The sequence below is a fragment of the Haloplanus sp. XH21 genome (assembly GCF_023276355.1).
In the GTDB taxonomy this organism is placed as follows: Archaea; Halobacteriota; Halobacteria; order Halobacteriales; family Haloferacaceae; genus Haloplanus; species Haloplanus halobius.
This window is the reverse complement of sequence record NZ_JALLPL010000001.1, coordinates 182793-206595: the sequence shown is the minus strand read 5'-3', so window position 1 is coordinate 206595 and position 23803 is coordinate 182793. Positions and strand designations below refer to the sequence as shown.

Annotated in this window: 23 protein-coding genes; 12 read left to right on the top strand and 11 right to left on the bottom strand. The window is 68.4% G+C overall.

The window, feature by feature from the left end; genetic code table 11:
- Together MXB53_RS01095 and MXB53_RS01090 are read right to left on the bottom strand one after the other, a co-directional pair.
- Positions 1-1893, bottom strand: a complete 1893-nt coding sequence (locus MXB53_RS01095) for an ABC transporter ATP-binding protein (RefSeq protein ID WP_248895370.1) — start codon at positions 1891-1893, stop codon at positions 1-3.
- A gap of 47 nt (positions 1894-1940) precedes the next feature.
- Positions 1941-3362, bottom strand: a complete 1422-nt coding sequence (locus MXB53_RS01090; RefSeq protein ID WP_248895369.1) for a PAS domain-containing protein — start codon at positions 3360-3362, stop codon at positions 1941-1943.
- Between the two features lie 124 nt (positions 3363-3486).
- Here MXB53_RS01090 and MXB53_RS01085 point away from each other — a divergent pair, with 124 nt between their 5' ends.
- Both MXB53_RS01085 and MXB53_RS01080 read left to right on the top strand, forming a co-directional pair.
- Complete coding sequence (locus tag MXB53_RS01085; RefSeq protein ID WP_248898050.1) at positions 3487-4491, top strand: alcohol dehydrogenase; 1005 nt, start codon at positions 3487-3489, stop codon at positions 4489-4491.
- 67 nt (positions 4492-4558) lie between these two features.
- Complete coding sequence (locus MXB53_RS01080; RefSeq protein ID WP_248895368.1) at positions 4559-4765, top strand: hypothetical protein; 207 nt, start codon at positions 4559-4561, stop codon at positions 4763-4765.
- A 9-nt stretch (positions 4766-4774) separates the two neighbouring features.
- Here the strand turns inward: MXB53_RS01080 and MXB53_RS01075 are convergent, their stop codons facing one another.
- The 3 genes from MXB53_RS01075 to MXB53_RS01065 all read right to left on the bottom strand — a co-directional run bounded on the left by MXB53_RS01075 (position 4775) and on the right by MXB53_RS01065 (position 9123).
- Positions 4775-6142: an ATP-binding protein gene (locus MXB53_RS01075; protein ID WP_248895367.1), complete on the bottom strand. Its 1368-nt coding sequence runs from the start codon at positions 6140-6142 to the stop codon at positions 4775-4777.
- A gap of 84 nt (positions 6143-6226) precedes the next feature.
- Complete coding sequence (locus MXB53_RS01070) at positions 6227-8095, bottom strand: cation:proton antiporter domain-containing protein (protein ID WP_248898049.1); 1869 nt, start codon at positions 8093-8095, stop codon at positions 6227-6229.
- 122 nt (positions 8096-8217) lie between these two features.
- Entirely contained in the window at positions 8218-9123 is a 906-nt protein-coding gene (locus tag MXB53_RS01065; protein ID WP_248895366.1) for an MBL fold metallo-hydrolase, read from the bottom strand.
- 81 nt (positions 9124-9204) lie between these two features.
- Here MXB53_RS01065 and serS point away from each other — a divergent pair, with 81 nt between their 5' ends.
- Complete coding sequence (serS, locus tag MXB53_RS01060; protein ID WP_248895365.1) at positions 9205-10590, top strand: serine--tRNA ligase; 1386 nt, start codon at positions 9205-9207, stop codon at positions 10588-10590.
- 32 nt (positions 10591-10622) lie between these two features.
- Here the strand turns inward: serS and MXB53_RS01055 are convergent, their stop codons facing one another.
- Positions 10623-10973, bottom strand: a complete 351-nt coding sequence (locus MXB53_RS01055) for a nuclear transport factor 2 family protein (RefSeq protein ID WP_248895364.1) — start codon at positions 10971-10973, stop codon at positions 10623-10625.
- A 130-nt stretch (positions 10974-11103) separates the two neighbouring features.
- Between MXB53_RS01055 and MXB53_RS01050 the strand changes: the two genes are divergently transcribed.
- The 4 genes from MXB53_RS01050 to MXB53_RS01035 all read left to right on the top strand — a co-directional run bounded on the left by MXB53_RS01050 (position 11104) and on the right by MXB53_RS01035 (position 13207).
- Positions 11104-11592: a DUF367 family protein gene (locus MXB53_RS01050; protein ID WP_248895363.1), complete on the top strand. Its 489-nt coding sequence runs from the start codon at positions 11104-11106 to the stop codon at positions 11590-11592.
- 42 nt (positions 11593-11634) lie between these two features.
- Positions 11635-11844, top strand: a complete 210-nt coding sequence (locus MXB53_RS01045; RefSeq protein WP_248895362.1) for a hypothetical protein — start codon at positions 11635-11637, stop codon at positions 11842-11844.
- 21 nt (positions 11845-11865) lie between these two features.
- Entirely contained in the window at positions 11866-12108 is a 243-nt protein-coding gene (locus MXB53_RS01040; protein WP_248895361.1) for a hypothetical protein, read from the top strand.
- A gap of 94 nt (positions 12109-12202) precedes the next feature.
- Complete coding sequence (locus tag MXB53_RS01035) at positions 12203-13207, top strand: NOG1 family protein (protein WP_248895360.1); 1005 nt, start codon at positions 12203-12205, stop codon at positions 13205-13207.
- 91 nt (positions 13208-13298) lie between these two features.
- Here MXB53_RS01035 and MXB53_RS01030 read toward each other — a convergent pair whose 3' ends face one another.
- Positions 13299-14132 (bottom strand): bile acid:sodium symporter family protein, encoded by an 834-nt coding sequence (locus MXB53_RS01030; RefSeq protein ID WP_345779714.1) that lies wholly within the window; start codon positions 14130-14132, stop codon positions 13299-13301.
- A gap of 243 nt (positions 14133-14375) precedes the next feature.
- Here MXB53_RS01030 and engB point away from each other — a divergent pair, with 243 nt between their 5' ends.
- A complete protein-coding gene (gene engB, locus MXB53_RS01025) occupies positions 14376-14990 on the top strand; it encodes a GTP-binding protein EngB (RefSeq protein ID WP_248895358.1) in 615 nt (204 codons plus the stop codon).
- Here engB and ddh read toward each other — a convergent pair.
- Both ddh and MXB53_RS01015 read right to left on the bottom strand, forming a co-directional pair.
- Positions 14987-15922, bottom strand: a complete 936-nt coding sequence (gene ddh / locus MXB53_RS01020) for a D-2-hydroxyacid dehydrogenase (RefSeq protein ID WP_248895357.1) — start codon at positions 15920-15922, stop codon at positions 14987-14989. The genes engB and ddh overlap by 4 nt on opposite strands.
- A 284-nt stretch (positions 15923-16206) precedes the next feature.
- Positions 16207-16545, bottom strand: a complete 339-nt coding sequence (locus MXB53_RS01015) for a hypothetical protein (RefSeq protein WP_248895356.1) — start codon at positions 16543-16545, stop codon at positions 16207-16209.
- A gap of 173 nt (positions 16546-16718) precedes the next feature.
- Here MXB53_RS01015 and MXB53_RS01010 point away from each other — a divergent pair, with 173 nt between their 5' ends.
- The 4 genes from MXB53_RS01010 to MXB53_RS00995 all read left to right on the top strand — a co-directional run bounded on the left by MXB53_RS01010 (position 16719) and on the right by MXB53_RS00995 (position 19477).
- Entirely contained in the window at positions 16719-17084 is a 366-nt protein-coding gene (locus MXB53_RS01010) for a hypothetical protein (protein ID WP_248895355.1), read from the top strand.
- Between the two features lie 99 nt (positions 17085-17183).
- Positions 17184-17678 carry a metallophosphoesterase family protein gene (locus MXB53_RS01005; protein ID WP_248895354.1) on the top strand — a complete coding sequence of 165 codons (495 nt, stop codon included), beginning with the start codon at positions 17184-17186 and terminating at the stop codon, positions 17676-17678.
- Positions 17679-17751: 73 nt separating this feature from the next.
- Entirely contained in the window at positions 17752-18510 is a 759-nt protein-coding gene (locus MXB53_RS01000; protein WP_248895353.1) for a coenzyme F420-0:L-glutamate ligase, read from the top strand.
- On the top strand, positions 18497-19477 hold the full coding sequence (locus MXB53_RS00995) for a 5,10-methylenetetrahydromethanopterin reductase (RefSeq protein WP_248895352.1): 981 nt from the start codon (positions 18497-18499) through the stop codon (positions 19475-19477). Before MXB53_RS01000 ends, MXB53_RS00995 begins: the two co-directional genes overlap by 14 nt.
- A gap of 3 nt (positions 19478-19480) precedes the next feature.
- Here MXB53_RS00995 and mutL read toward each other — a convergent pair whose 3' ends face one another.
- Complete coding sequence (gene mutL, locus MXB53_RS00990; RefSeq protein WP_248895351.1) at positions 19481-21130, bottom strand: DNA mismatch repair endonuclease MutL; 1650 nt, start codon at positions 21128-21130, stop codon at positions 19481-19483.
- The gene (mutS, locus tag MXB53_RS00985; RefSeq protein ID WP_248895350.1) at positions 21127-23796 is read right to left on the bottom strand and encodes a DNA mismatch repair protein MutS; all 2670 of its coding nucleotides are present in this window, start codon (positions 23794-23796) and stop codon (positions 21127-21129) included. The genes mutL and mutS overlap by 4 nt, the downstream gene beginning before the upstream one ends.
- Positions 23797-23803 lie beyond the last annotated feature (7 nt).

Here is a 23803-nt window from a genome sequence, read left to right as displayed (position 1 = left end):
TCAATCGTCGGCAACGGGGGCGGCGTCGGCCTGTGCCCGCCATAGCGCGGCGTAGTCGCCATCCGCGCCGAGCAGGTCGTCGTGGGTCCCCGTTTCGACGATTTCGCCGTTCTTCAGGACGACGATGCGGTCGGCGTCTTGAATGGTCGACAGGCGGTGGGCGATGACGAACGCGGTCCGGTCCTCGACGAGACGGTCGAGGCTCTCCTGGATGCGCTCTTCAGTCTCGGTGTCGACATCGCTGGTCGCCTCGTCGAAGATGATGATCGCGGGATCGTTGAGGAGGGCGCGAGCGATGGCGAGCCGCTGGCGCTGACCGCCCGAGAGTTTCACGCCGCGTTCGCCGACGAACGTGTCGTACCCTTCGGGAAGGTCGGTGATGAAATCGTGGGCTTCCGCCGCTCTCGCCGCCTCGACGACCCGCTCGCGAGCGGTGGTCTCACCGTCGCGTTCGGCCGCCAGCGCGTCCTGATCGCCGTAGGCGATGTTCTCGGCGACGGTCCCCGAGAAGAGGTAGGGGCTCTGCTCGACGACGGCAATCTCCTCTCTGAGTGCCCCGAGGTCGTACTCGCGGACATCGACGCCGTCGACCCGGACCGCCCCGGCGTCCACATCGTGAAACCGTGGGATGAGTTTCACGAGCGTCGACTTCCCTGCGCCGGTCGGTCCGACGAGACCGACGGTAGCGCCCGCGGGCACGTCGAGCGAGACGTTCCGAAGCACGGGGTCCCGGTCGTCGTAACCGAAGGTCACGTCGTCGAAGGTCACGTCGCCCTCGACCGTCTCCGGCCGGTAGGGGTCGGTCGGCGAGGTCACGGTCGGTTCGCGTCCGAGGAGGCCGAACACGCGCTCGGCGCTGGATTTTGCGAGTTGATATTTGTTCGCGGACTTGCCAACGCGGCGCATCGGCGAGTAGAGGCGGCGCAAATAGAGGAAAAACAGGGCGAAACTCCCGGCCGTGAGCGCGCCTTCGACCTCGTTGATGTTGTCGAGGCCGCCGATGTAGAGGACGAGGACGAACACGACGCCGGTGAGTAGCCGGAGGGTGGCGAAGAAGGCCCGGCGGATGCGGAGCGCACCCACCTTCTCGTCGTGGTAGTCCTGACTCTGCTCGGCGACGCGCTCGTGTTCGAACCCGTACCGGTTGAACGCCTTGATGACCGCGGCGCCGCCGAGGTTGTTCTCCAGACGCGTGTTGAGGCGGGCGACCGACTCCCGGATCGACTTGTATCGTGGCTCGATCCAGGTGAGGAAATACCCGCTCGCGAGGCCGATGAGCGGGACCGGTGCCAGCGCGATGACCGCGAGTTGCGGCGAGTAAGTCCAGAGGATGACGGCGATGCCGCCGACGGTGGCGACGACCCGGATCATCTGTCGGAACTCGGTGTTGAGGAACTGCTCCAGTCGGTTGATATCACTGTTGAGTATGGACATCATGCCGCCGGTCTGGTGGTCGACGAAGAAGTCCATCGAGAGATGCTGGAGGTGATCGTACGTCTCGTTCCGGAGGTCGCGTTGGATCTTCTGGGCGGCCGACTGGAGGAGATACCGCGAGACGAAGCGAGTCACCGATCGGAGGAGATACGCCAGCGCCGCGATGGCCACGAGGCGTTCGAGAAACGCGATGCGGGCGGCCCGTCCCGTGATCGTGCCGCTAGGGAGCAGGCCAGCGGTGGCCAGCAGTCCCGGCTCGGCCGAGCCGAGGATGATCCGGTCGATGGTCGTCGCGACGAGAATCGGCGGGAGGAGGCGGGCAAAGCGCGTACAGAACGAGGCGATGACGCCGGCAGTCAGCCGGCGCCAGTAGGGACGGGCGTACGCCAGGAGGCTGACCATCGGGTGGCCGTCGACGTTCTCCCGGACATCCTCGAACCCGCCGTCGGTGTCCGCCATCGGCGCGCCGTACTCGGGGCAGGGTGAAGTATTGCGCGACTCCGCGATCAGAGCCGTTGGAGTTCGACGCAGAACACGGCGCCCTCGGGGTCGTTGTCCTCGATCCAGACCGTCCCGCCGTACGTCCGGACGAGGTTGTCGACGAGATAGAGGCCGAGGCCGCTCCCCGGGCTTTCGAGCCCTTTCTCTCCGCGTCCGAACACCTCGCGCTTGTGGACATCGGGAACGCCCGGACCGTTGTCGGCGATGCGAACGACCACCGACTCCGCGTCTACCGCGATGTCGACATCGATTTCGATAGCGGCCTTGTCGTTGTGGAAGACGGCGTTGTCAAGCAGATTGCCGAACACGGAGGAGAGAATCGGTGTCGCCAGGACGCGAACCTCGGGTAGGTCGTCAGCGTGGACGGAGATAGACTGCGAGCGATAATCGAAATCCGACCGCATACGGGCGATCTCTTTTTCGAGAACGGTGTCGAGACGGATGGGTTCGAGTTCCGGGTCGACCGTCCCCAGGATTGCCGCGAGGTCGCCGACTGCCTCCGTGAGTTCCTTGGTGTGGGTCGCCGCGGTCATGATGCGTTCGAGGATGTCCGCCGATCCGGGACCGAGACTGTCGGCGAGCTCGTTCCCCCACCCCAGCGCGACCGACATGTCGTTGCGGATGTCGTGGCGGACGATCTGATTGAGCACGGCGAGCCGATCGCGCTCGGTCTGCAGGGCCGTCTCGGCCTCCTTGCGATCGGTCACGTCGCGCTGGAAGCCGACGAAATGCGTGGGTTCGCCGTCCGCGTCGTACAGCGGGGCGATGGTCACTTCGTTCCAGAACTGCTCGCCGTTTTTCCGATAGTTGCGCACTTCGACCGTCACCGGCTCCCGGTTGTCGATCGCGTGGCGCATCTTCGCGACCGTTTCGGGGTCGGAGTCCGCGCCCTGCAGGAACCGACAGTTCCGCCCCACGATGTCCCCGACGGGATAGCCCGTGATCCGCTCGAAAGCCGCGTTGGCGTAGATGACGGGGTTGTCTTCCAGATCCGGGTTCGAGATGGCGATCCCAACCGGCGCCTCGTCCATCGCGCGTTCCTTGAGGTGGATATCGGCCGCCGTCCGGGACTCCGAGTGGCGGCCGACGTGTGTCACGACGGCGTAGCGGTCGCCGTCGTGATCGAGCGGTTCGAACCGGATCACCAGCGCGTCGCCGTCCTCGTCGGCGTGGTACGGATACTCGACACCGCCGTCGCCGTCGAGCACCGACTGGAGCCGTGTGGCGACTTCCCGAACCTGCTCGTTCGCGGACCGACGGAGCGCCGACAGATACGGCTCGTCGGTCGCCGGCAGTAGCGGGTGATCGGTGTCCGCGTCGAACGCTCGCCACGACGCGTTCGCTTCGACGATCCGTCCCGATTCGTCGAGCACCGCGATCCGCGCCGAGAGCGTATCGAGGACGGCATCAGTCACCCCCGGAGGCATACTATCGTCGTCACACCCTCTCCTCGGTTGCGATCCTCTTAGACCTGTCTGCTATCGACCCGACCGGAGGTGGATCCCGGACTTTTTGCCGGTCCGAACCGTTCATGGTTGTATGTCAGAGACGATGCGAGCAGCCGTCATCCCCGAAGCTGGCGCCGAGTTCGAACTCGTCGATCGAGCGGTTCCCACTCCCTCCCCGGACGAGGTCCGCATCGCCGTCGACGCCTGTGGCGTCTGTCACAGCGACGCCTTCGTCAAGGAGGGGACGTTCCCCGGCGTGAGCTACCCCCGCATCCCCGGACACGAGGTCGTCGGTCGCGTCGACGCCGTCGGCGACGATGTCACGGCTTGGAGCGAGGGCGACCGCGTCGGCGCCGGGTGGCACGGCGGCCACTGTTTCTCCTGTGAACCGTGTCGCCGCGGGGACTTCCTCCAGTGTGAGAACGCCGACATCACGGGGCTGACCTTCGACGGCGGCTACGCCGAGTACACGACCGTCCCCGCCGAAGCGGTGGCGGCCGTCCCCGACGACCTCGATCCCATCGACGCGGCACCCCTCCTCTGTGCCGGCGTGACGACGTACAACGCCCTCCGGAACAGCGACGCCCGGCCCGGCGACCTGGTCGCCGTCGTCGGCGTCGGTGGCCTCGGCCATCTCGGCATCCAGTACGCCCACGCGGCCGGCTTCGAAACCGTCGCCATCTCCCGCAGTCCGGGGAAGGAGTCGCTCGCCTACGATCTCGGCGCCGACCACTTCGTCGACGCGAGCGACACGGACGCCGCTGAGGCGCTGCAGGAACTCGGTGGGGCACGGGTCGTCCTCTCGACGGCCCCGTCGGCGGACGCCATCTCCTCCGTCGTCGGCGGTCTCGGCGCCGACGGCGATGTGGTCGTCGTCGGTCTCCCCGGCGAGTCCGTCCCCGTCGATGTCCAGCATCTCGTCGGCACCCGTGGCTCCGTCTCTGGGTGGGGCTCCGGACACGCCCGTGACTCCCAGGACACGCTCGAGTTCAGTTCCCTCCGGGAGATCACGCCCGTCGTCGAGACGTTCGACCTCGGCGAGGTCGGCGACGCCTACGCCCGGATGATGGAAAACGAGGCCCGGTTCCGCGCCGTCCTCGACGTCTAAGCCGCGATCGCGCCGTCACCGGGACCGAAACGCAGTAGTGGATTCGCCGCCTCACGCCCGGCCGAGTATGAACCGGAGAGCAACGCTCGGCATGTCGATCGCGGAACTGGTCATGGCGCGGATCGGCCACGCCGTCGCGGCGTTGTGCCTGTTGTTCGTCCTGCCGATCCTGCCCTTCCTCGCCGTCGCTGGCGCGGTGTCAGCGCTGTTGCGTCCGGAGACCGACCGGCCGGGGCCGTCCTATCGCCCGGTCTGGACAGACGAGCGCGCGTAAGTAGGTCGCTCAGTGATCGTGGTCGTGGTCGTGATCGTGGCCGCCGTCGCCCGCGACGAGGGCGTCGGCGTCGCCGTCGATCATGTCCATGTTCTTGAGGTTGTCCCGCTCCTCGAAGTCGTCGACAGCGTCGAGGATGTCCGCCTGCGTGAGCGCCGTGCGCTCCTCGGTGAGGGCTTCGAGGACGGCCTCCCGCAGCACCATCCGCAGGTCGCTCCCCGTGAGGCCCTCGGTGCGCTCCGCGACCGCCTGCGGATCGAACTCGGCGATGTCCATCCGCCGGGTGATCACCTCGAGGATGTCGGCGCGCATCTGCCGATCGGGCTTGGGGAAGTTGACGATTTCGTCGAAGCGTCGCCACGCCGCCGCGTCGAGCTGGTCGGGGTGGTTGGTCGCGCCGATCAGCAACACCTCGTCGCGGATGAGGCTGATGTCGTCGATGCTCTTTAGGAGGGTGTTGACCGCCCGCTTGAGCGCGGCGTGTTCGTCCGACCGTCGGGTTTTGGCGACCGAGTCGAACTCGTCGATGAAGAGAATACACGGCGAGAGGCGTTTGGCCACCTCGAAGGTCTTCTCGACGTTTTTCGCCGTCTCACCGAGATACTGGCTGGTGATCATCGACAGCTTCACCTCGACGAAGGGCAGGCCGAGTTCGTGCGCCAGTGCGCGCGTTGCGGTGGTTTTCCCGGTGCCCGGTGGTCCGACGAAGAGGAGTTTGCCGATCTCGCGCAGGCCGATCTCGGCCAGATACTCCCGGTGTTCGATCGCCTTGACGATCTTCTGGATCTCGCCTTCCTGGTCCTCGGTGAGCACGAGGTCGTCGAGCGTCATCTCGATCTCCTCTGGGGCGCGCACCTGGACCAGATCGAGCATCTCGGCGTCCTCCTCCTCGTCGAAGTAGGCGTCGAGGAGGCTGTCGATCCACACCCGGTCGGCGTGGATCGGGCGGGTCTGTTCCCGTGCCTCTTCGAGCGTCACGTCGACATCGTCACGGTCGGCGACGACGGACGCGAGCGTCGGGTTGGTGGCGATGCGTTCGCGGTCGGCCCGTTCGACCACCCAGTCGATGGCCATGTCGGGCTGTGTCAGCGAGATGCGGCCGGAGAAGTTCTCCTGCTCCGTGAACAGCAGGTCTGACACGGCGTCCCACGGGTGTTCGACGCCCGTCGCCTGGCGCGCGGTGCGCTCGGTAACGACGAGCGGTCGTTCGATCCCACCCGTTGGCATGTCGTCGTCGGCGTCGTCGGTGTCGTCCTCGTCGGCCCAGAAGACCCGCCGGAATCGCGGCGGCAGGTCGCTCTCCTCGAGAGATCGGTCGTCCGTATAGACGTGGGCTGTGAGGAGGAACTCAACGACTTCGAGAGCCGGATCAGTCATCCCTACGCTGTTCTCGTGGCAGCCGTTTAAGGTCGTCGGAACGACTGATAGCGGGCGCCCCGAGCGCTGCCCGCTCGCTCGGCGTTACTCGTCGGGGTGGGCGAACGACAGCGCCTCCATCACCGACTCGTCGTCGCCGATGACGGTGATTCGGTCACCGCGTTCGAGGACGCAGTCGCCGTCGGGGACGATCGTCTCGCCGTCGCGGGAGACGAGCGCGATCAGGCTGCGCGGCGGGAGATCCGGGCCGATTTCGGCGATGGACTTGCCGATGAGGTCCTCCGAGGTCACCTCGATCTCTTGGACTTCGCCTTCCTCTCCGATCTCGCTCATCCAGTTGACGAGCGCGGGCCGTTCGATGTAGTCGTCGAAGGCCATCGCCGTCGCGTCCACGGCGGAGATGGCGCGGACGCCCAGGTCCTCGAAGGCGTCCACGTTGGCGGGGTTGTTCACGCGGGCGAGGATGGTCTCGGGCGAGAACTTCGACTCCGCGAGCTGGGCGACCAGCAGGTTCACGTCGTCGTCGCCGGTCGTGGTGGCGACGATCTTGGCGTTGTCGGCGCCCGCCGAGCGCAACACCTCGGTGTCGGTGCCGTCGCCGTGGTGGACGGTCAGCCCCGCGTTGCGGGCCGTCTCTACGGTGTTCACGTCCTCTTCGATGAGGACGACGTTTTCGCCGCGGTCTTCGAGGCGCTGGGCGAGGGTCTGCCCCACGTCCCCGGCGCCGATGATGATTACACGCATGGGTATCACGTCCAGGAATTCGGCGATCTGTCTGGCGAAGCCAGCCTCCAGTGCGACCGTCAGGAAGATCACGAGGAAGACGGTGCCCACGAGCACGTTCGCCTCTTCGGGCATCCCCTGTGCCCGGAACTCGACGGCGAACAGCGTCGCGACCGACGCGGGGATGATCCCCCGCGGGCCGACGAAGCTCATGAACAGACGCTCCCCGCGAGTGAACCGATCGCCGGCCGTGCTGATGAACACCAGCAGGGGACGGATCACCAGCGCGACGGCGGCGGCGACGAGTATGCCGCCGAGTCCGAGCGCGAGGAGATACTCGAACTGGAGCAGGGCGGCGAGCGTAATGAAGACGAACGAGAGGACGATCAGCGTGATGTCGCCTTTGAAATCCGTGATCTCCTCCTCGTAGGGCACGTCGACGTTGCCGAGGATGATGCCCGCGGTGGCGGCGGCGGCGATCCCGGCTTCGGTGGCGACTGCCTCGGCCCCGCCGTAGGCCACGAGCGCGCCACCCAGCACCAGCAGCCGCGCGTTCTGCGGCGCGTTCCCCGGCGAGAGATCGACGTAGTGAAGCGCGTAGAAGACGATGGCCGCGACCGCGAGGCCGACGACGATGCCGCTTCCCAGTCGCTGGGCGAACAGCACGAACAGTTCGCTCGGCGCGTGGACATCCTCGATGATCGCCTCGAAGATGACGACCGCGAGGATCGCCGCCGTCACGTCGTTGACGATCCCCTCGGTTTCGAGGGCGGTGCCGACGCGGTTTCGCACCGGCACCACTTCCAGGATCGGCGCGATGACCGTCGGACCGGTCGCGACCAGGAGCGCGCCGACGAGCGAGGCGATCAGCCAGTTCACGTCGAGGGCGTAGTGGACGACGGCCGCGGTGCCGATGAGCGCGATGGCGGCCCCGAGCGTCACGAGCTTGAACGTCGCCGCCGGCGCCTCACGGAGCCGGCCGATGCGCAGGTGGAAGGCGCCTTCGAAGACGATGATGGCCACCGAGAGGCCGACGATGGCCGAGAGCGCGTTGCCGAAGGAGTCGGGGCCGACGATTCCGAGCACCTCCGGACCGAGGACGACGCCGGACGCCAGCAGGAACACGACGCTCGGCACCCGGAACCGGTCCGAAAGGATCTGCGCGACGACGCCCACGCCGATGAGGGCCGCGACCAGCGTGATGAGATTCCCACCGCCGGCGGCCATCAGCACACCTCCATTGTGTTCGTGACGATGGCTGCGATGAGGATAAAACCCGCCGTTTCGATCCGTGTCAGGGCGGGAAAAATTGGATAAGATCTGCTATGCACGCGATATAACGCCACGAACGATCACTTTCTGCCGATGTGGTCGAGGTAGCCGAGGGCGCCCCGGACGTTGAGGCGGTGTTCGGCTTTCGTCTTTCGTTCCCCCCACGGCTCGATCGGTTCGGCCGTCTCCGCGAAATGCTCGATGACGGCGTCGTCGTCGCCGAGTTCTCCCCGTTTCTCGCGCACCTGCTCCACCCAGTCGGTGAGGATGTCGCCGTACTCGTCCATCAGATCGGGAGAGAACGCCGCGTCGCCGAAGTGGCCGAAACAGATGGTCTCGGGGTTTCGGTCGGCGACTGTCGCCGCGTCGTCGAGACACGTCTCCAGATCGAAGTTCACCGGCGGCGACGTCGGGAACAGTGACTCCTCGGCGGGCGGTCGGATGCCCGCCGCGTCGCCCGTAAAGAGCACGTCGTCGGTTCGGTCGTGGAACATGACCTGATGGGGGGCGTGGCCCGGCGCGTGGACCACGTCGAGGCGGTGGTCGCCGAGGTCGACGGTGTCGCCGCCCTCGATCCCCTCGATCCGGTCCTCGGGCACGGGTTTCGGGTCGACGTAGTATTTCCACTGTTCGGCGACGGCCGCTTTCGTCCCCGCGACCAGTTTCGAGGGGTCGATCAGGTGTGGAACGCCGATGTCGTGGGACAGGACCGTCGCGTCGGGGTAGTGATCGAGCAGGTGTCCGGCGCCGCCGGCGTGGTCGAGGTGGACGTGCGTCGTCAGGATGGTGTCCAGAGCGTCGATACCGAGTTCGTCGAGTGCGCCGACGACGCGGTCGACGTTGGTGCCGAGGCCGGTGTCGACGACGGCGGGTCGTTCCGCGTCGAGGAGGTAGACGGAGCCGTAGCCCGGCACGTCGAACGCGCCGACATCGACGTAGTAGCAGTCGGTGTCGTCGGAGACGGCAGTGAGGTCGCCGATAGCCATGATCGAACGCCGTCGTCGTCGGTGAAAAGCGTTCGGACAGTCCCGACACGGTTTTGTCGCGTCCGCGAGAAACCCTGGCAAATGCTCAGCAGGCAGTATTTCCGCGAGAATCCGGACGTGGTGCGTCGGACCCTCGAGGATCGGGGGATGGCCGACGGCGTCGATCTCGACCGACTGCTGGAGATCGACGAGGAGTGGCGGTCGCTCAAGAGCGAGGGCGACGACCTCCGCCACGAGCGCAACCAGGTGAGCGAGCGCATCGGCCAACTGAAATCGGAGGGCAAGGAGGCCGAGGCCGAGGAGGCCATCGAGCGCTCGCAGGAACTCAAAGAGCGTCTGGCGGAGGTCGAATCCCGGGCCGACGAACTCGAATCGGAACTCGAATCGCGGCTGATGGAACTCCCGAACGTCCCCCACGACGACGTGCCGGTCGGCGAGGACGAGAGCGATAACGTCGAAACGCGGCGCCACGGCTTCGACGATCTGCGTGACCTGCCCGACACGGTGACGCCCCACTACGACCTCGGCGAGGACCTCGACATCATCGACGAGCAACGCGGCGCCAAGACCACGGGCGCGGGCTTTTACTTCCTGAAGGGGGCGGGCGCCCGCCTCGAACACGCGCTCATCCAGTTCATGATGGATGTCCACCGCGACCAGGGCTACGTTGATCTCTTTCCCCCCATTCCGGTCAAATCCACGTCGATGGAGGGGACCGGCCAACTCCCCAAGTTCGCGGAGGACGCCTACCGCATCGGCGGCGAGGAGACCGAGGACTACGACGACGACGACCTCTGGCTCTGCCCCACCGCCGAGGTGCCCGTCACCAACATGTACGCCGACGACATCCTGCTCAGCGACGACCTGCCGCTGAAACACCAGGCGTACACTCCCAACTTCCGGCGCGAGGCGGGCGAGCACGGGACGGAGACCCGGGGCATCGTCCGCGTCCACCAGTTCAACAAGGTGGAACTCGTCAACTTCGTCGACCCGGCCGAGAGCTACGACCGCCTCGACGGACTCGTCGACGAGGCCGAGGAAGTTCTCCGTCGTCTCGGTCTCCCCTACCGCATCCTGACGCTCTGTACCGGCGACCTCACCTTCGCCTCCGCCAAGACCTACGACATCGAAGTGTGGGCGCCCGGCACCGACGCCGAGGACGGTCCCGACCGCGGCGGCCGGTGGCTCGAAGTCTCCAGCGCCTCGAACTTCGAGGACTTCCAGGCTCGGCGCGCGGGCCTCCGGTACCGCCCCGAGCGCCACGAGTCGGCGGAGTATCTCCACACGCTCAACGCCTCCGGCACCGCCGTCGGCCGCGTGATGGTCGCCATTCTCGAGTATTACCAGAACGACGACGGCACCGTCACCGTGCCCGAGGCGCTCCGGCCGTACATGGGCGGCAAGGAGGTCATCGAGGGCCACGAGAAGGTTGGCGAGAGCGCGGTCGGTGCCGGCGAGAGGGACTGACACTCCCGCAAACGGTCTGACTCGCCCCGCGGCTACTTCGTGTAGGTCGACAACGCCTCGATGCCCGCCGTGCCGACTCGGTGGACGTCCACGAACCCGAACAGCGTCTCGCCGTCGGCCGCCCGCAGCAGCCCGCGGACGAACACCGTTTCCCTGTCCGCGGCCACCGCCACTGCCTCGACGACGTGCTCGGTGTCGGTCCGGGGGCGCTCCTCGCGCATGAACCGGACGAATCGCTCGCGGCCGTCGAGCGTTCGGTCGGGCCGGTGGTGGACGAACTCGGGAGCGAGCAGTTCCCGGAGACGGTCGTACGCGCCGTCGTCGATGGCGGCGTAGAAGGCGCGAACCGTCGCTTCGGCGTCCTCGGCGTCCGACTCGTTCATACGCTTCCGTGCGCGCCGACCGGGAAAACCATTCCCCCCTCGAGCGCGGCCGCGGTCGGATGCTTTCGGCGACTGCACCGAATACGTCCACGAACGCGGTGCTTTTGGCCGTCGACCGCCTGGTTCCGGCGTGGATCTGCACGTGCGCTACGCGGGCGACGACGACCCCGAGAAATGCACGGCCCGCAAACTCGCCCGGTTCGACCTCGCGACCCTTCACCGGTCGGACCGCGCGACGCCGTACGGGGTCGTACTCAACCCCCACGCGGAGCAGGCGCTCTCGCCCGCCGACGCGACGGAGACGCTCGTGGCCCTCGACTGCTCGTGGGAGTCGGCCGGCGAGGCGCGCTTTTCTCTCCCCGGCGACCACCGCGCGCTCCCCTATCTGGTCGCAGCCAATCCCGTCAACTTCGGCAACCCGTTCCAACTCACGACCGTCGAAGCACTGGCGGCCGGCCTCGTCATCCTCGGCCACCGCTCCCACGCCGAGCGCATTCTCTCGAAGTTCACGTGGGGCGAGACGTTTCTCGAACTCAACGACGAACCCCTGCGCCGGTACGCCGACTGCGACGACTCGGCGGACGTGGTGGCGGTTCAGCAGGAGTATCTGGATCGGTAGCGCGGCGTAGCCTTGATGCTGTCGCGACGACAAGACGACCGCATGCGAACCCGTCGGATGGTCCCCGTCGCGGCCGCGCTCGCCGGTCTGGTGGCTATCGTCATCGGCATCCATCAGGGCCTCGTCCACGTCGCCCCGGGGTCCGAGGGAACGATCATGACCGGCTGGGACGGCGACCTCAACCACGAGGAGCGACTGCTCGCTCGCCTCGCTCTCGTCGGCGTCGCGGGAACGGTCGCCGCTCTTCGGTAGCGATATCTCGCCATCATTCCCGTGGCGACGGGCGTCGTCGCCCTGTTCTACGCGCTCCGGGCTGTCCTGCTCTACGCGCTCGACCCCGGGCTCTACGTGGAGGTCTCGACGCACTTCGGGCCGACCCGGTTCGTCCTCGGCGCCGAACCGGTCCTGCTCGCAGTCGGCGGTGTGCTCCTCGTCGTCGCCGGCGTTACCGGCTGGCGCGCTCATCTCGATCGATCGGACGGGAGCATGCGGATCGCTGTGCCGTCGCTCCGGTAAGCCGTCCATCGCCCTCGGTGGCGGGCAACGGCGACAGCCGCGCTCACGGGGCCGAACGGACGACCTTTTATTCGCGCGTGTCGAAGTACCGACAATGATTTTCGAAGACCTACCGACTACGCCCCGGTCGGAGGAACTCATCGACAAGGCCTTCTCGCGGGCCGCCCGCTCCGGGCGGTCGAAGTCGGGACTCGAGGCCCAGCAGTCGATGCTGCAGACGGCGGGCAACATCCTCTCGGACAATCTGGAGAACGTGGTGACGGAGTGGCCGGACTTCGACATCGTCGATCCGTTCTATCGCGAACTCGCGGACGCGGTCCTGCGGGAGTCGGTCTCGTCACGCACCGCCGAGGACGGCACCGAACAGACCGGCATCGACGCCCTCCGGGCGAGCCTCTCCGAGGTGACCTGGGCGAGTCGGCAGGTGGAGGCTATCCAGCGGGAGTACAACAGCAAACTCCGGAAGACGGACGTCGACACCGCGCGCAAACACCGCAAGCAGGCCTTCGCCCGCATGGCCGATGTCGTCGAGGAGGTCGAGACCGACCTCCGGCGGGTCGGCGACGCCCGCAACGCGCTCCGTGACCTGCCCGACATCCGCCCCGACGAACCGACCATCGTCGTCGCGGGCTACCCCAACGTCGGCAAGTCGTCGTTCGTCAACGACGTCACCCGCGCGAGCAACGAAATCGCGCGCTACCCGTTCACCACGCGCGGCATCCAGATCGGCCATTTCGAGCGCGACCACATCCGCTATCAGATCATCGACACGCCCGGACTGCTCGACCGGCCGGAGGCCGACCGCAACGAGATCGAGAGCCAGGCCGTGAGCGCGCTCGCCCACCTCGCGGACGCCGTGCTCTTCGTCGTCGACGCGAGCGGGGCGTGTGGCTACCCGCTCGAAGACCAGCTTGCGCTCCGCGACGCCGTCGCCGACCGATTCGACGCGCCCGTCCGCACCGTCTGTAACAAGAGCGACCGCTCGACCGACGTCGAGGCCGACGCCTACATGAGCGTCGCCGAGGACGAGAACGTCGACGACGTGCTCGACCTGGCCATTACGACGGTCGACTGGGAATCCGACCTGCCGTCTCGGTAACCGTCGGAGTCATCCGGATATTGTAACTGTCTGCCGGTGAGTCGCCGGCCCGTCTTGGCGACTCACCGGTACTGACTTCCAATAAACCGTATCAGTCGCCGGCGACACCGCCCTCGGCGCTCGCTTCTGACTCGTCGCGCCACGTGAAATAACTCGCCAGCGCCGGCCCGGTGACGTTGTGCCAGACGCTGAATAGCGCGGGGATGAGCGCCGCGGCCGGAGAGAACAGCGCCGTTGCCAGCGCGACGGCGAGACCGCTGTTCTGGAGACCGACCTCGAACGCGCAGGTCCGGGTTCGGTCTTCGGACATGCCCATCGCTCGGCCGACGCCGAACCCGGCCCCGAGACCGATCGCGTTGTGGATGACGACCGCCAACAGGACCAACGCGCCGGCGGTGAGGATGTTCTCGACGTTCGCGCCGACGACGCCCGCGACGATGGCCACGATGGCCGCGACGCTGATCACGGGGAACACGTCGACGCCCACCTCGGCCGCACGCGGCGCGCGTCGGTCCAGCACGTACCGGATGACGAAGCCGAGCACGACCGGGATGATGACGATCTGGACGATGCTGACGAACATCTCCGCGAACGTCACGTCGACGCTCTCGCCGAGGATGAACAGCGTCCACGCCGGCATCACGATGGGGGCGGCGAGCGTCGTCAGCGTCGTGATCGCGACCGAGAGCGCCACGTCGCCCCGGCCGAGGTAGCTCATCACGTTCGAGGCGGTCCCGCCCGGGGCCGCGCCGACGAGAACGAGGCCGACGCCGATGGCGTCGGGTAGGTCGAACGCCAGATACAGGCCGTAGGCCGCCAGCGGCATCACGAGCCACTGCGTCACGGCCCCGATGCCGACGTCGACCGGGCGGTCGACCAGCCGCTTGAAATCCGCCGGCTGGAGCGTCAGCCCCATGCCCAGCATGATGAGGCCGAGCAACGGCGTGACGTAGTTCAGGATCGGCACGAACGGGTCCGGATTCACCAGCGCGGCGCCCGCTGCCACGACGACCCAGAGGACGAAGTACTTGCTCGCCAGTCTGCTCGCACGGGAGATTCGCTCGGTGGTGCTCACACCGACACGCTCGGCGCTGACGGGAATATAGCTCTGTTCATTCCGGCTTCCCCCATACGCCGAGTTTAAACCTCGCACCCGCCAAACGGAGTCATGTTCGAGGATCGTCCGGACCGCGACGAGGTCGTGCTCGTCGGCCGGTCCAACGTCGGCAAGTCGACGCTGATGCGGGAACTCACGGGGCATTCGGTGTCGACGGGGCGCAAGCCCGGCGTCACCCGCCAGCCCAACCATTTCGACTGGACGTCGGAGAGTTTCATGTTCACCGACCTCCCCGGCTTCGGCTTCATGTCCGGCGTCTCCGAGGAGCACCGCGAGCAGATCAAGACCGACGTGGTGCGCTACATCGAGGCCAACGCCGACGACATCCTCGCCGGCGTCCTCGTCGTCGACGGCAAGAGCGCCGTCGACATCATCGACCGCCACAGCGGCGAGGGCGAGGTGCCCCACGACGTGGAGCTCTTCCATTTCCTCCAAGAACTGGAGATTCCGACGGTCGTCGCCGTCAACAAGATGGACAAGGTCGACGACCGGGACGAACGCCTCGACGACCTCTGTGATCGACTCGGCCTCTACCCGCCGTGGCAACAGTGGCAGAACACCGTCGCACCGATCACCGCCAAGCGCGGCGATATCGACTCGCTCACGGACGCCTTGGAGTCACATTTCCACGACCAGAAACGGGACGACCTGCTGAAATTCCTCTAAACGACCTGGTTGGTCAGCGATTCGTCGGCGTCGAGGCGCCGGATGTTTTCGCGGACGATGGTCGCCACGCGCTCGTAGTACTCGTCGGTGAACGCGGCGGCGTGGGGGGTGACGATCACCTCGCCGTGATCCCAGAGCGGCGACTCCGGGGGAAGGGGTTCGGTTTCGAACACGTCGAGCGCGGCGCCCGCGATGGACTCTCCCTGGATGGCGTCGACGAGGGCGTCCTGGTCGACGACGGGGCCACGCGCGACGTTGACGAGATAGGCGTCCTCGCGCATGGCGTCGAAGACGGCCGCGTCGATCAGCCCTCTCGTATCCTCGGTCAGCGGCACCGCGAGCGCGACGAACCGGGCGTCGGCGACGGCCTCGGGGAGGTCCGCGGGCGGGTAGACGGCGTCGACGCCGTCGACCGGCGTCGGCGTTCGCTTGACGCCGGTGACGTCCATCCCGAGCGCCGCGGCGCGGGTGGCGATACCCTGGCCCAGCGTGCCGAGGCCGACGACGCAGGCCGACTCGCGGCGGAGGGGGAAGGCTTCGTCCCACGCCGGTTGCTCCCAGACGCCGGCTTCCTGATTCGAGCGATGGGCGTGCAGGCGGCGGGCGAACGCGAGCATGAACCCCAGCGCCGTCTCGCCGACCACGTCGCCGTGGATACCCGTGCTGTTGGTGAGGGCGATCCCCCGATCGTCCAGGGCGTCGAACGGGAAGCGGTCGACGCCGGCCTGGATCGAGTGGATCCAGTCGAGGCCGGCGTCGAGAAAGCGGTCTTCGTAGGCGAACGTCACGAGAGCGTCACACGCCGAGAGGTCGCCGTCCGGATCGACGACGCGAACCGACGGGCCGGCGTCCGCGAGGGCGTCGCGAAACACGTCCGTTGGAAACACCTCGCCGACCGAGTGGTGAACGCCGAGCGTTTCGATCGAGGGCATACTCGCGCCTACCGAGTCCGGCGGCAAAAGTGTGACTGCGAGCATGGTTGGAGGGCGTCGTCACGCAGCGACGGCTACGGCTGTCGAGAAACGGTGGCTCGGGTGAATGCTGTCGTCACACGGGGCTCAGCGGGGGTAACTCTCCTCATCGCCACCGTGAGAACGTACTCGCGCCCCGGTTAAAAGTCATCCGTCGGCGGGACGGCCGCTCTCGACCCGGATTCATCCCGCTTTATCGCCGTTAAAATCCGCTTAATAGCGGCTCAATCCAGCGAAATTCGGGTTTACGGCGATGCCCATTCAACACCCCTCGGCCACAGGGCATGCCTGCAACGATGACTCGAACCAAACTCGTCGCGGTCGTGTTCGCGGCGCTCGTGGTGACCGTCGGGACGGTCGCCGCAGTGCCCGGGAACGCGCCCGTGGATGTCGGTGCGGACGACCAGTACGACGACCAGGCCGAAGCGGCAGCCGATACCGACGACGCGGCCGCTAACGAGTCGGACGACGCTGACGACTCCGCCGCCGACGAGGCGGGTGGCCCGCCCGAAGGCGTACCCGCGGGTGACGACGCTGACCGGCGCGGCCCGCCCGCTGACCTCCCCGCGCAGGTGCCCGATCACTCTCGACGATCCACGGCCTCATCGGCGAGTTCCTGCACGGCGATCTCGACGGCTCGCTCGGTGACGCCGTCAGCGACGCGACGCCCGACGACGGAGAGAGCGGTGACGGGGCGTCCGCTGACGGCGGCGCCGACGAGACCGACAGCGACGGCGAGGGGAGCGCGTAACGCACGATGCCACCCATCACGATGCCCGGCATCGAGGATCGGCTGTTGACCTTCGCCGTTAGCCTCTTGGTCGGGGGCGCGGCGGTCCACGCGGGGGCACTCGTCGTCTCCGACGCGCGTGGCTACGCCCACGCCGTCCTGACGGCGCTTCTCGGCGCCGTCGTCTGGGCGCTGCTCGAACCGGTCCCGCTGATCGGCGGCCTCCTGGCGACCGTCGCGTGGGTCGGCGTCGTCAACTGGCGGTACGACGGCGGTTGGCTCCGCGCTATCGGCGTCGGGGCCATCGCCTGGGCCGCGGCCACGCTCGCCCTCGCTGCGCTGGACCTCCTCGGCGTCGGTGCGGTGTCGGCGCTGGGCGTGCCCGGAACCTGACCCCCGCTGGCGCGGCCCTCCCCCGTCCCTCGTTTCCCCCGTCTTCCACCGCCGCTCGGCGCCCGCAACGATTTTCCTCGCGCTCGCCGACGACCCGATATGGAGTTGGCGATCATCGGCGACACGCACGTCCCGTCCCGAGCGAGCGGCATCCCGGACTGGGTTCGCGAGCGCGTCGAGGCCGCGGATCACACCATCCACACCGGCGATTTCGAGACGCCCGAGGCGCTCCGGACGGTCCGGTCGCTCGCCGACGGGTCGCTCACCGCGGTGCGGGGCAACGTCGACCCTGCCAGCATCGACCTGCCGGCGGTCGCCACCGTCGACCGCGGCGGCGTCACCGTCGTCGTCACCCACGGAACGGGCGACCGGATGGGGTACGAGGACCGCGTCGCGTCGACGGTGCGGGACCACGCCGGTCCCGACGCCGTCGGCGTCGCCGGCCACACGCACGACCCGAGGGACACGGTCCACGACGGCGTGCGCCTCCTGAATCCGGGGTCGGCGACCGGGGCGTCGCCGGCGACGCAGACGACGATGCTCACGGCAACCGTCGACGATGGCGACCTGGATGTGGCCCTGCATCGCGACTGATACGCCCGCTGAACTACCGGCCGCCTTCGCCAGTGGCGCGTCCCTTTTTGGCGGTGCCTGCCCGAAGGGGTGTATGAACGTCTTCGCCGTACCGGACCTGCCGGAGGTGCACCCGGGCGACTCGCTCCCGGCGCTCATCCGCGAGCGGGTCGACCTCAGACCGGACGACGTGGTCTGTGTCGCCAGCACCGTCGTCTCGAAAGTCGAGCGTCGTATCGCCGACCTCTCGGCGTTCGACCCCGGCCCCCGCGCCCGCGAACTCGCGGCCGACCTCGAACGCGCCACTGGCGACGAGAAAGACCCGCGGTTCGCCCAGGCGGTGCTCGAAGAGAGCACCGACCTCCTGATGGAGGCGCCCTTCCTCCTGACCGAGACGCGGTTCGGACACGTCACCGTCAACGCGGGTATCGACCGCTCGAACGTCCCCGGCGGCGACCTGTTGCTCCTGCCGAAACGGCCGAGCGAGAGCGCCGCCCGCATCGAATCGGGCCTCGACGCCGACCGCGTGATCGTGACCGACACCTGCGGCCGGCCGTTCCGCCACGGGCAACGCGGCGTCGCGATCGGGTGGGCCGGGATGCCCGCCGCCCGCGACTGGCGGGGCGAACGCGACCGGGAGGGGCGCGAACTCGACGTGACGGTCCAGGCCGTCGTCGACGAACTCGCCGCCGCGGCCAATCTCGTCGCTGGCGAGGGGGCGGGCGGGACGCCCGTCGTCGTCGTTCGCGACTTCGAGTTCGGCGACCACGCGGGGAGCGACGCGCTCTTCCGCGACGTCGAGGGCGACTTCGTTCGCCAGGCGCTCCGGGGGTGGTCGTATGCTGGGCATTGAACTCACGCCAGAGCATCCGACCGACCGCATGGTCGACCTCGGGCTGGCGGCCGAAGACGCGGGCTACGACACCGTCTTCGTCTCCAGCCACTACAACAACCGCTCGCCGTTTGCCGTCCTTTCGCGACTCGCGGCCGCGACCGACGACGTTCGCCTCGGCCCCGGCGTCGTCAACCCGCTCGAACGCCACCCGGTGACGCTCGCGGGCGAGGTGGCCACCCTCGCGGAGGCGAGCGACGGCCGCGCCGTCTTCGGCATCGGTCCCGGCGACCCCTCGACCCTGGAGAATCTCGGCCTCGTCGAGGAGCGGGGTCTGCGGCCCGTCCTCGAGGCGTTCAAAGTCGCCCAGCGGCTCTGGGACGGCGAGCGCGTCACCCACGACGGCACCTTCGAGGCGACCGACGCCGGCCTCAACTTCGACGTGCCCGGGTCCATCCCCACCTACGTGGGCGGCGAGGGGCCGCATATGTGCAAGATGGCCGCCAAACACGCCGACGGTCTGCTGTTCAACGGCTCGCACCCCGCCGACCTGCGCTGGGCGCGCGACCAGGTCGCGGAGGGCCTCGACGACCGCCTCGACGGTCTCGGCGACTTCGACCTCGCGGCCTACGCGAGCGTCAGCGTCGCCGCCGACGGCGAGGCCGCACGCGAGGCCGCCCGCCCCCCTGTGGCCTTCATCGCGGGCGGCGCGGCGCCGCCCGTCCTCGCCCGCCACGACCTCGACGCGGACCGCGCGGCCGACATCGGCGACCACCTCAGCGCGGGCGAGTTCTCGGCCGCGTTCGACCTCGTGACGCCCGCCATGATCGACGCCTTCTGCATCGCCGGTACGCCGGACGCCGTCGCTGCACGCCTGGATGCCGTCCTCGAACACGCCGACAGCGTCGTCATCGGATCGCCGCTCGGCCCGGATCTCGACGCTGCGATCGACCTTGCGGCCGCGGCCCACGACCGCGCGACTGAGTAGCGATCAGCCCCGCCGCGGGTGGCGGTCGAACCCCTGCGCGAGATGCGCCTCGTCGATGGCCAGCACCGTCGGCCGGCCGTGCGGGCACGAGAACGGCTGCTCGCACGCCCCCAGGCGCTCGATCAGCGCCGCCGCGTCGTCGTCCGAGAGCGTATCGCCCGCCTTCAGCGACGGATGACAGGCCAGGTCCGCAAGCAGGTCGTCCCGCCAGTCGGCTGACTCCCCCTCTCGCAGGGCGGCGAGCGCTGCCTCTAGGGACTCCGGGTCGGCCACCCGGCCGAACGGGGCGGGCACTGCCCGTATTCGAACCGTTCCGCCGCCGAAGGGCGCACAGTCGAAGCCCAGGCGCGCGAGGGCGTCGTCGTGGCTCTCGACGGCGGCCACTTCGCCGGGTGACAGCGAGAGCGTCGCCGGCGGGTCGAGGTCGGCCGAGGGAACGCCCTCGGATTCGACCGCCATCCGGAGACGCTCGTAGTTGATCCGCTCGTGGGCGGCGTGCTGATCGATCACCAGCAGGTCGTCGTCGGCCGCACACAGGAGATACAGGTCGTGGAACCGGCCGACGAACTCGGCGTCGCCGAGCACCGACGGCCCGGAATCGACGGGGTCGAGCGCCGCCTCCAGATCCATCGCCACGTCCGCCGACCGCCGGAGGTCGGCCGTCGACAGGGCGTCGCTCACCGCGGCCTCGACGGCGTCGGCGACGGCGTCGCCCGCCCGAAGCGCCACCGTCTCCTTCGTCGGATGCACGTTCGGGTCCACCGCTCGCGGCGGGAGCGACACCGCGAGCGCGACGATAGGGTGGCGATCACCGGGGAGGAGCGAGCCGTAGCCCCGTTCGACCGCTTGGCGCAGCGTCGGTACCGAGACGGGTCGCCCGTTGACGGCGATCCGAACGTGGTCGTTCGCCGACCGCGTGACCGACGGATACGCGAGCAGGCCCCGGAGGTCGACCGCCGCTTCCTCGTCGCCGATTTCGACGCTCGTCTCGGCGGTCAGCGTCGTGCTCTCGCGGGCCACTTCGCGGCCGTACACCGCGAGTGCGGCGTCCTGAAACGAGCCCGAGCCGGGCGTCGTGAACACGCGGCGGCCGTCGTGGTCGAGGGTGAACGCCACGCCGGGGCGGAGGAGGGCATAGGCCGCGACTCGGTCGCTGATGCGTTCAAACTCCGTCGCCGGCGCGGCCAGCGACTCCTTGCGCGCCGGGCGGTTGTGAAACAGGTCGTGGACTTCGACGGTCGTACCGCAGCCACGCCCCGCCGACTCGACGCTCGCCTCGTCGTCGACGCCGACGCGCACCCCGCGGGCGCCGCCGTCGTTGGTCGTCAGCGTGAGTCGAGACACGTCGGCGATGCTCGCGAGCGCCTCCCCGCGGAATCCGAGCGTGTCGACACGCTCTAGGTCGCCGTCGGGGAGTTTGCTCGTCGTGTGGCGCTCGACGGCGAGTGCCGCCTCGTCGTCGCTCATCCCGCGGCCGTCGTCCGCGACGCGGATCCGTTCCGTCCCGCTTCCCGTCACCTCGATTTCGACGCGGCCGGCCCCGGCGTCCAGCGCGTTTTCCACGAGTTCGACCACGACCCGCGCCGGCCGCGTCACCACCTCGCCCGCCGCGATGCGGTCGACCGTCTCCCGATCCAGGCGTCGCACGCTCATGGTTCCTCGATCCGGTCTTTGAGATCTGCGAGCAGAGTCAGCGCCTCGATGGGCGTGGTCGTCGCGAGGTCAGCCTCGCGGAGCGCGCTGGCGACGGCATCGTCGGGGCCGTTCGTCTCAGCCTCTCGCGACGATGTCTCACTGGCGGCCGCCTTCGTCTCGACATCGTCGAGCGTCGCCTGCTCGGCCGCTCCATCGTCCGAGGTCGGGCTGTCCGCGACGAGCGCCCGTGACCGCTCGACGACGGGGTCGGGAACACCCGCCAGGCGCGCCACCTCGACGCCGTACGACGACGAGGCCGGCCCCTCCGCGACCCGGTGGAGAAAGGTCACGCCGGAGTCGCTCCCGGTCTCTCCGTCGCTCTCCGCGGCGAAATGCAGATTCCGCACGCCATCGCGTTCCGTCGCGAGGCCGGTCAGGTCGTGATAATGGGTCGCAAAGAGCGTCGTGGCGCCCACCTCGTCGTGGATGAACTCGGCGGTAGCGCGGGCGATGGCGCGGCCGTCGGCGGTGCTGGTCCCTCGTCCCACTTCGTCCAAGAGGACCAGCGAGTCGTCCGTCGCTGCGTGGAGGATGTCGCTGAGTTCGGTCATCTCGCGCATGAACGTGGACTGTCCGCCCGCAATGTCGTCGCTCGCGCCGACGCGGGTGAACATCCGGTCGACCACCGGCAGGCGGGCCGCGTCGGCCGGCACGAAACCACCCATCTGCGCGAGGACGACGATGAGCGCCACCTGACGCATGTACGTCGACTTCCCGCTCATGTTCGGTCCGGTCACCAGCGTTACGCTCCCCTGCGGCAGCGTGGCGTCGTTCGGGACGAACCGTTCCTGCGTGGCCTCGACGACGGGGTGGCGGCCGGCCGCCACCTCGACACCGTCGTCGTGGAACGACGGGCGCACGTAATCGCGCTCGACGGCGACGGTTGCGAGCGCTGCCAGCGCGTCGAGGTCTGCCAGATGCGACGCCAGCGCCTGCAGGCGATCGGTTTCCGCTGCGACCGATGTCCGAACTTCGCGAAAGCGCTCGTACTCCAGCGTGTCGGCGCGTTCGGCCGCCCCCAGAATCTCGTCTTCGCGGCGCTTGAGCGCCGGCGTGTAGAAGCGCTCGGCGTTTTTCAGCGTCTGGCGCCGCGTGTAGTCGTCGGGGACGCGGTCCAGGTTGGGGTCGGTCACCTCGATGTAGTAACCGTGGACCTGGTTGTGCCCGACCGACAGCGAGTCGATGCCCGTCCGTTCGCGTTCCCGCGCTTCGAGGTCGGCGACCCACTCCCGGCCCTCGCGTTCGGTCGCGCGCAGGTCGTCGAGTTCGTCGTCGAACCCCTCGCGGATCACGCCGCCCTCCGTCACCTCGACCGGTGGGTCGACCTGGATGGCTCGGTCGATCAGGTCCTGCACGTCGTCGAGCGGGTCGATGTCGGCTCGGAGGTCACGGAGACGGTCTGCGTCCGGATCCATTTCCTCGAGCGTGTCGAGCACGGCCGGGACGGCGTCGAGCGTCGCCTTCAGCGACCGCAGGTCGCGAGCGTTCGCTCGGCCGCGCGACACGCGCCCGGCCAGGCGTTCGAGGTCGTACACCTCGCGGAGCGCATCTCGGACCGTCTCCCGTGCCAGCGCGCCGTCGGCGAGGGCGGCCACGGCGTCGAGACGCGCATCGATGGCGTCGCGGTCGACCAGCGGCCGCCGAAGCCACTCGTCGAGGCGCCGGCGGCCCAGCGCGCAGGCCGTCTCGTCGACGACGCCGAACAGCGTCTCGCTCGCGCCCGCGCCGCGGTTTTCGAACAGTTCGAGGCTCCGCATCGCCGTCGCGTCCAGACCGAGCGCCTCGCGGGGGTCGTAGCGCGTGATCCGCGTGACGTACTCCAGTGGCCCGTCGTCGCCCTGCGCCCACTCGGCGTACGCGAGGACGACGCCGCAGGCCCGGCGTTCGATATCCGATTCGACCACGGCTTCGGGCGTGGCGACGTACGCGGCGAGTCGCTCCGTCGCCGCGTCCGCGTCCAACTCACTCGCCGCGTGATCGGTCACCATCGGTTCGGCCGACAGCGCGCCGATATCGACGCTGGCGTCGGGGCCGACCAGCAGTTCCGCCGGAGCGAGACGATCGAGTTCCGCCCCGAGACCCGCCGCGGTGTCGACGCTCGTGACTCGGCAGTCGCCCGTCGAGACGTCGACGGCGGCGACGGCGCGGGTCGATCCCTCTCTCACAACCGCCGCGACGTAGTTCGTCGTTCCCGTGCCGAGGAGTTCGTCGTCGAGGACGGTCCCCGGCGTCACGACCTGGGTGACCGCGCGGTCGACGAGGCCGGTCGCCTCTTCGGGTGTCTCGACCTGTTCTGCGATGGCGACGCGGTAGCCGGCGTCGAGCAACCGCTCCACGTACGAGGCGGCGTTCTCGACGGGGATCCCCGCCATCGGGTAGGTCCCCGTGCTGTCTTCGCGCTTGGTCAGCGTGAGTTCGCACACCCGCGCCGTCTCCTCGGCGGCCTCGCAGTACGTCTGGTAGAAATCCCCGTTCTGAAAGAGCACGAGGGCGTCCTCGTAGTCGGCACAGCAGTCGAAATACTGACTCAGCATCGGCGTGAGTTCGTCCCGAACGTCGACCATCCCGTCCGGTGGGCCGGTCACTGCGTCCGGATCGGTTCCCGTCTCCGCTGCGGCGTCCATATCCGCT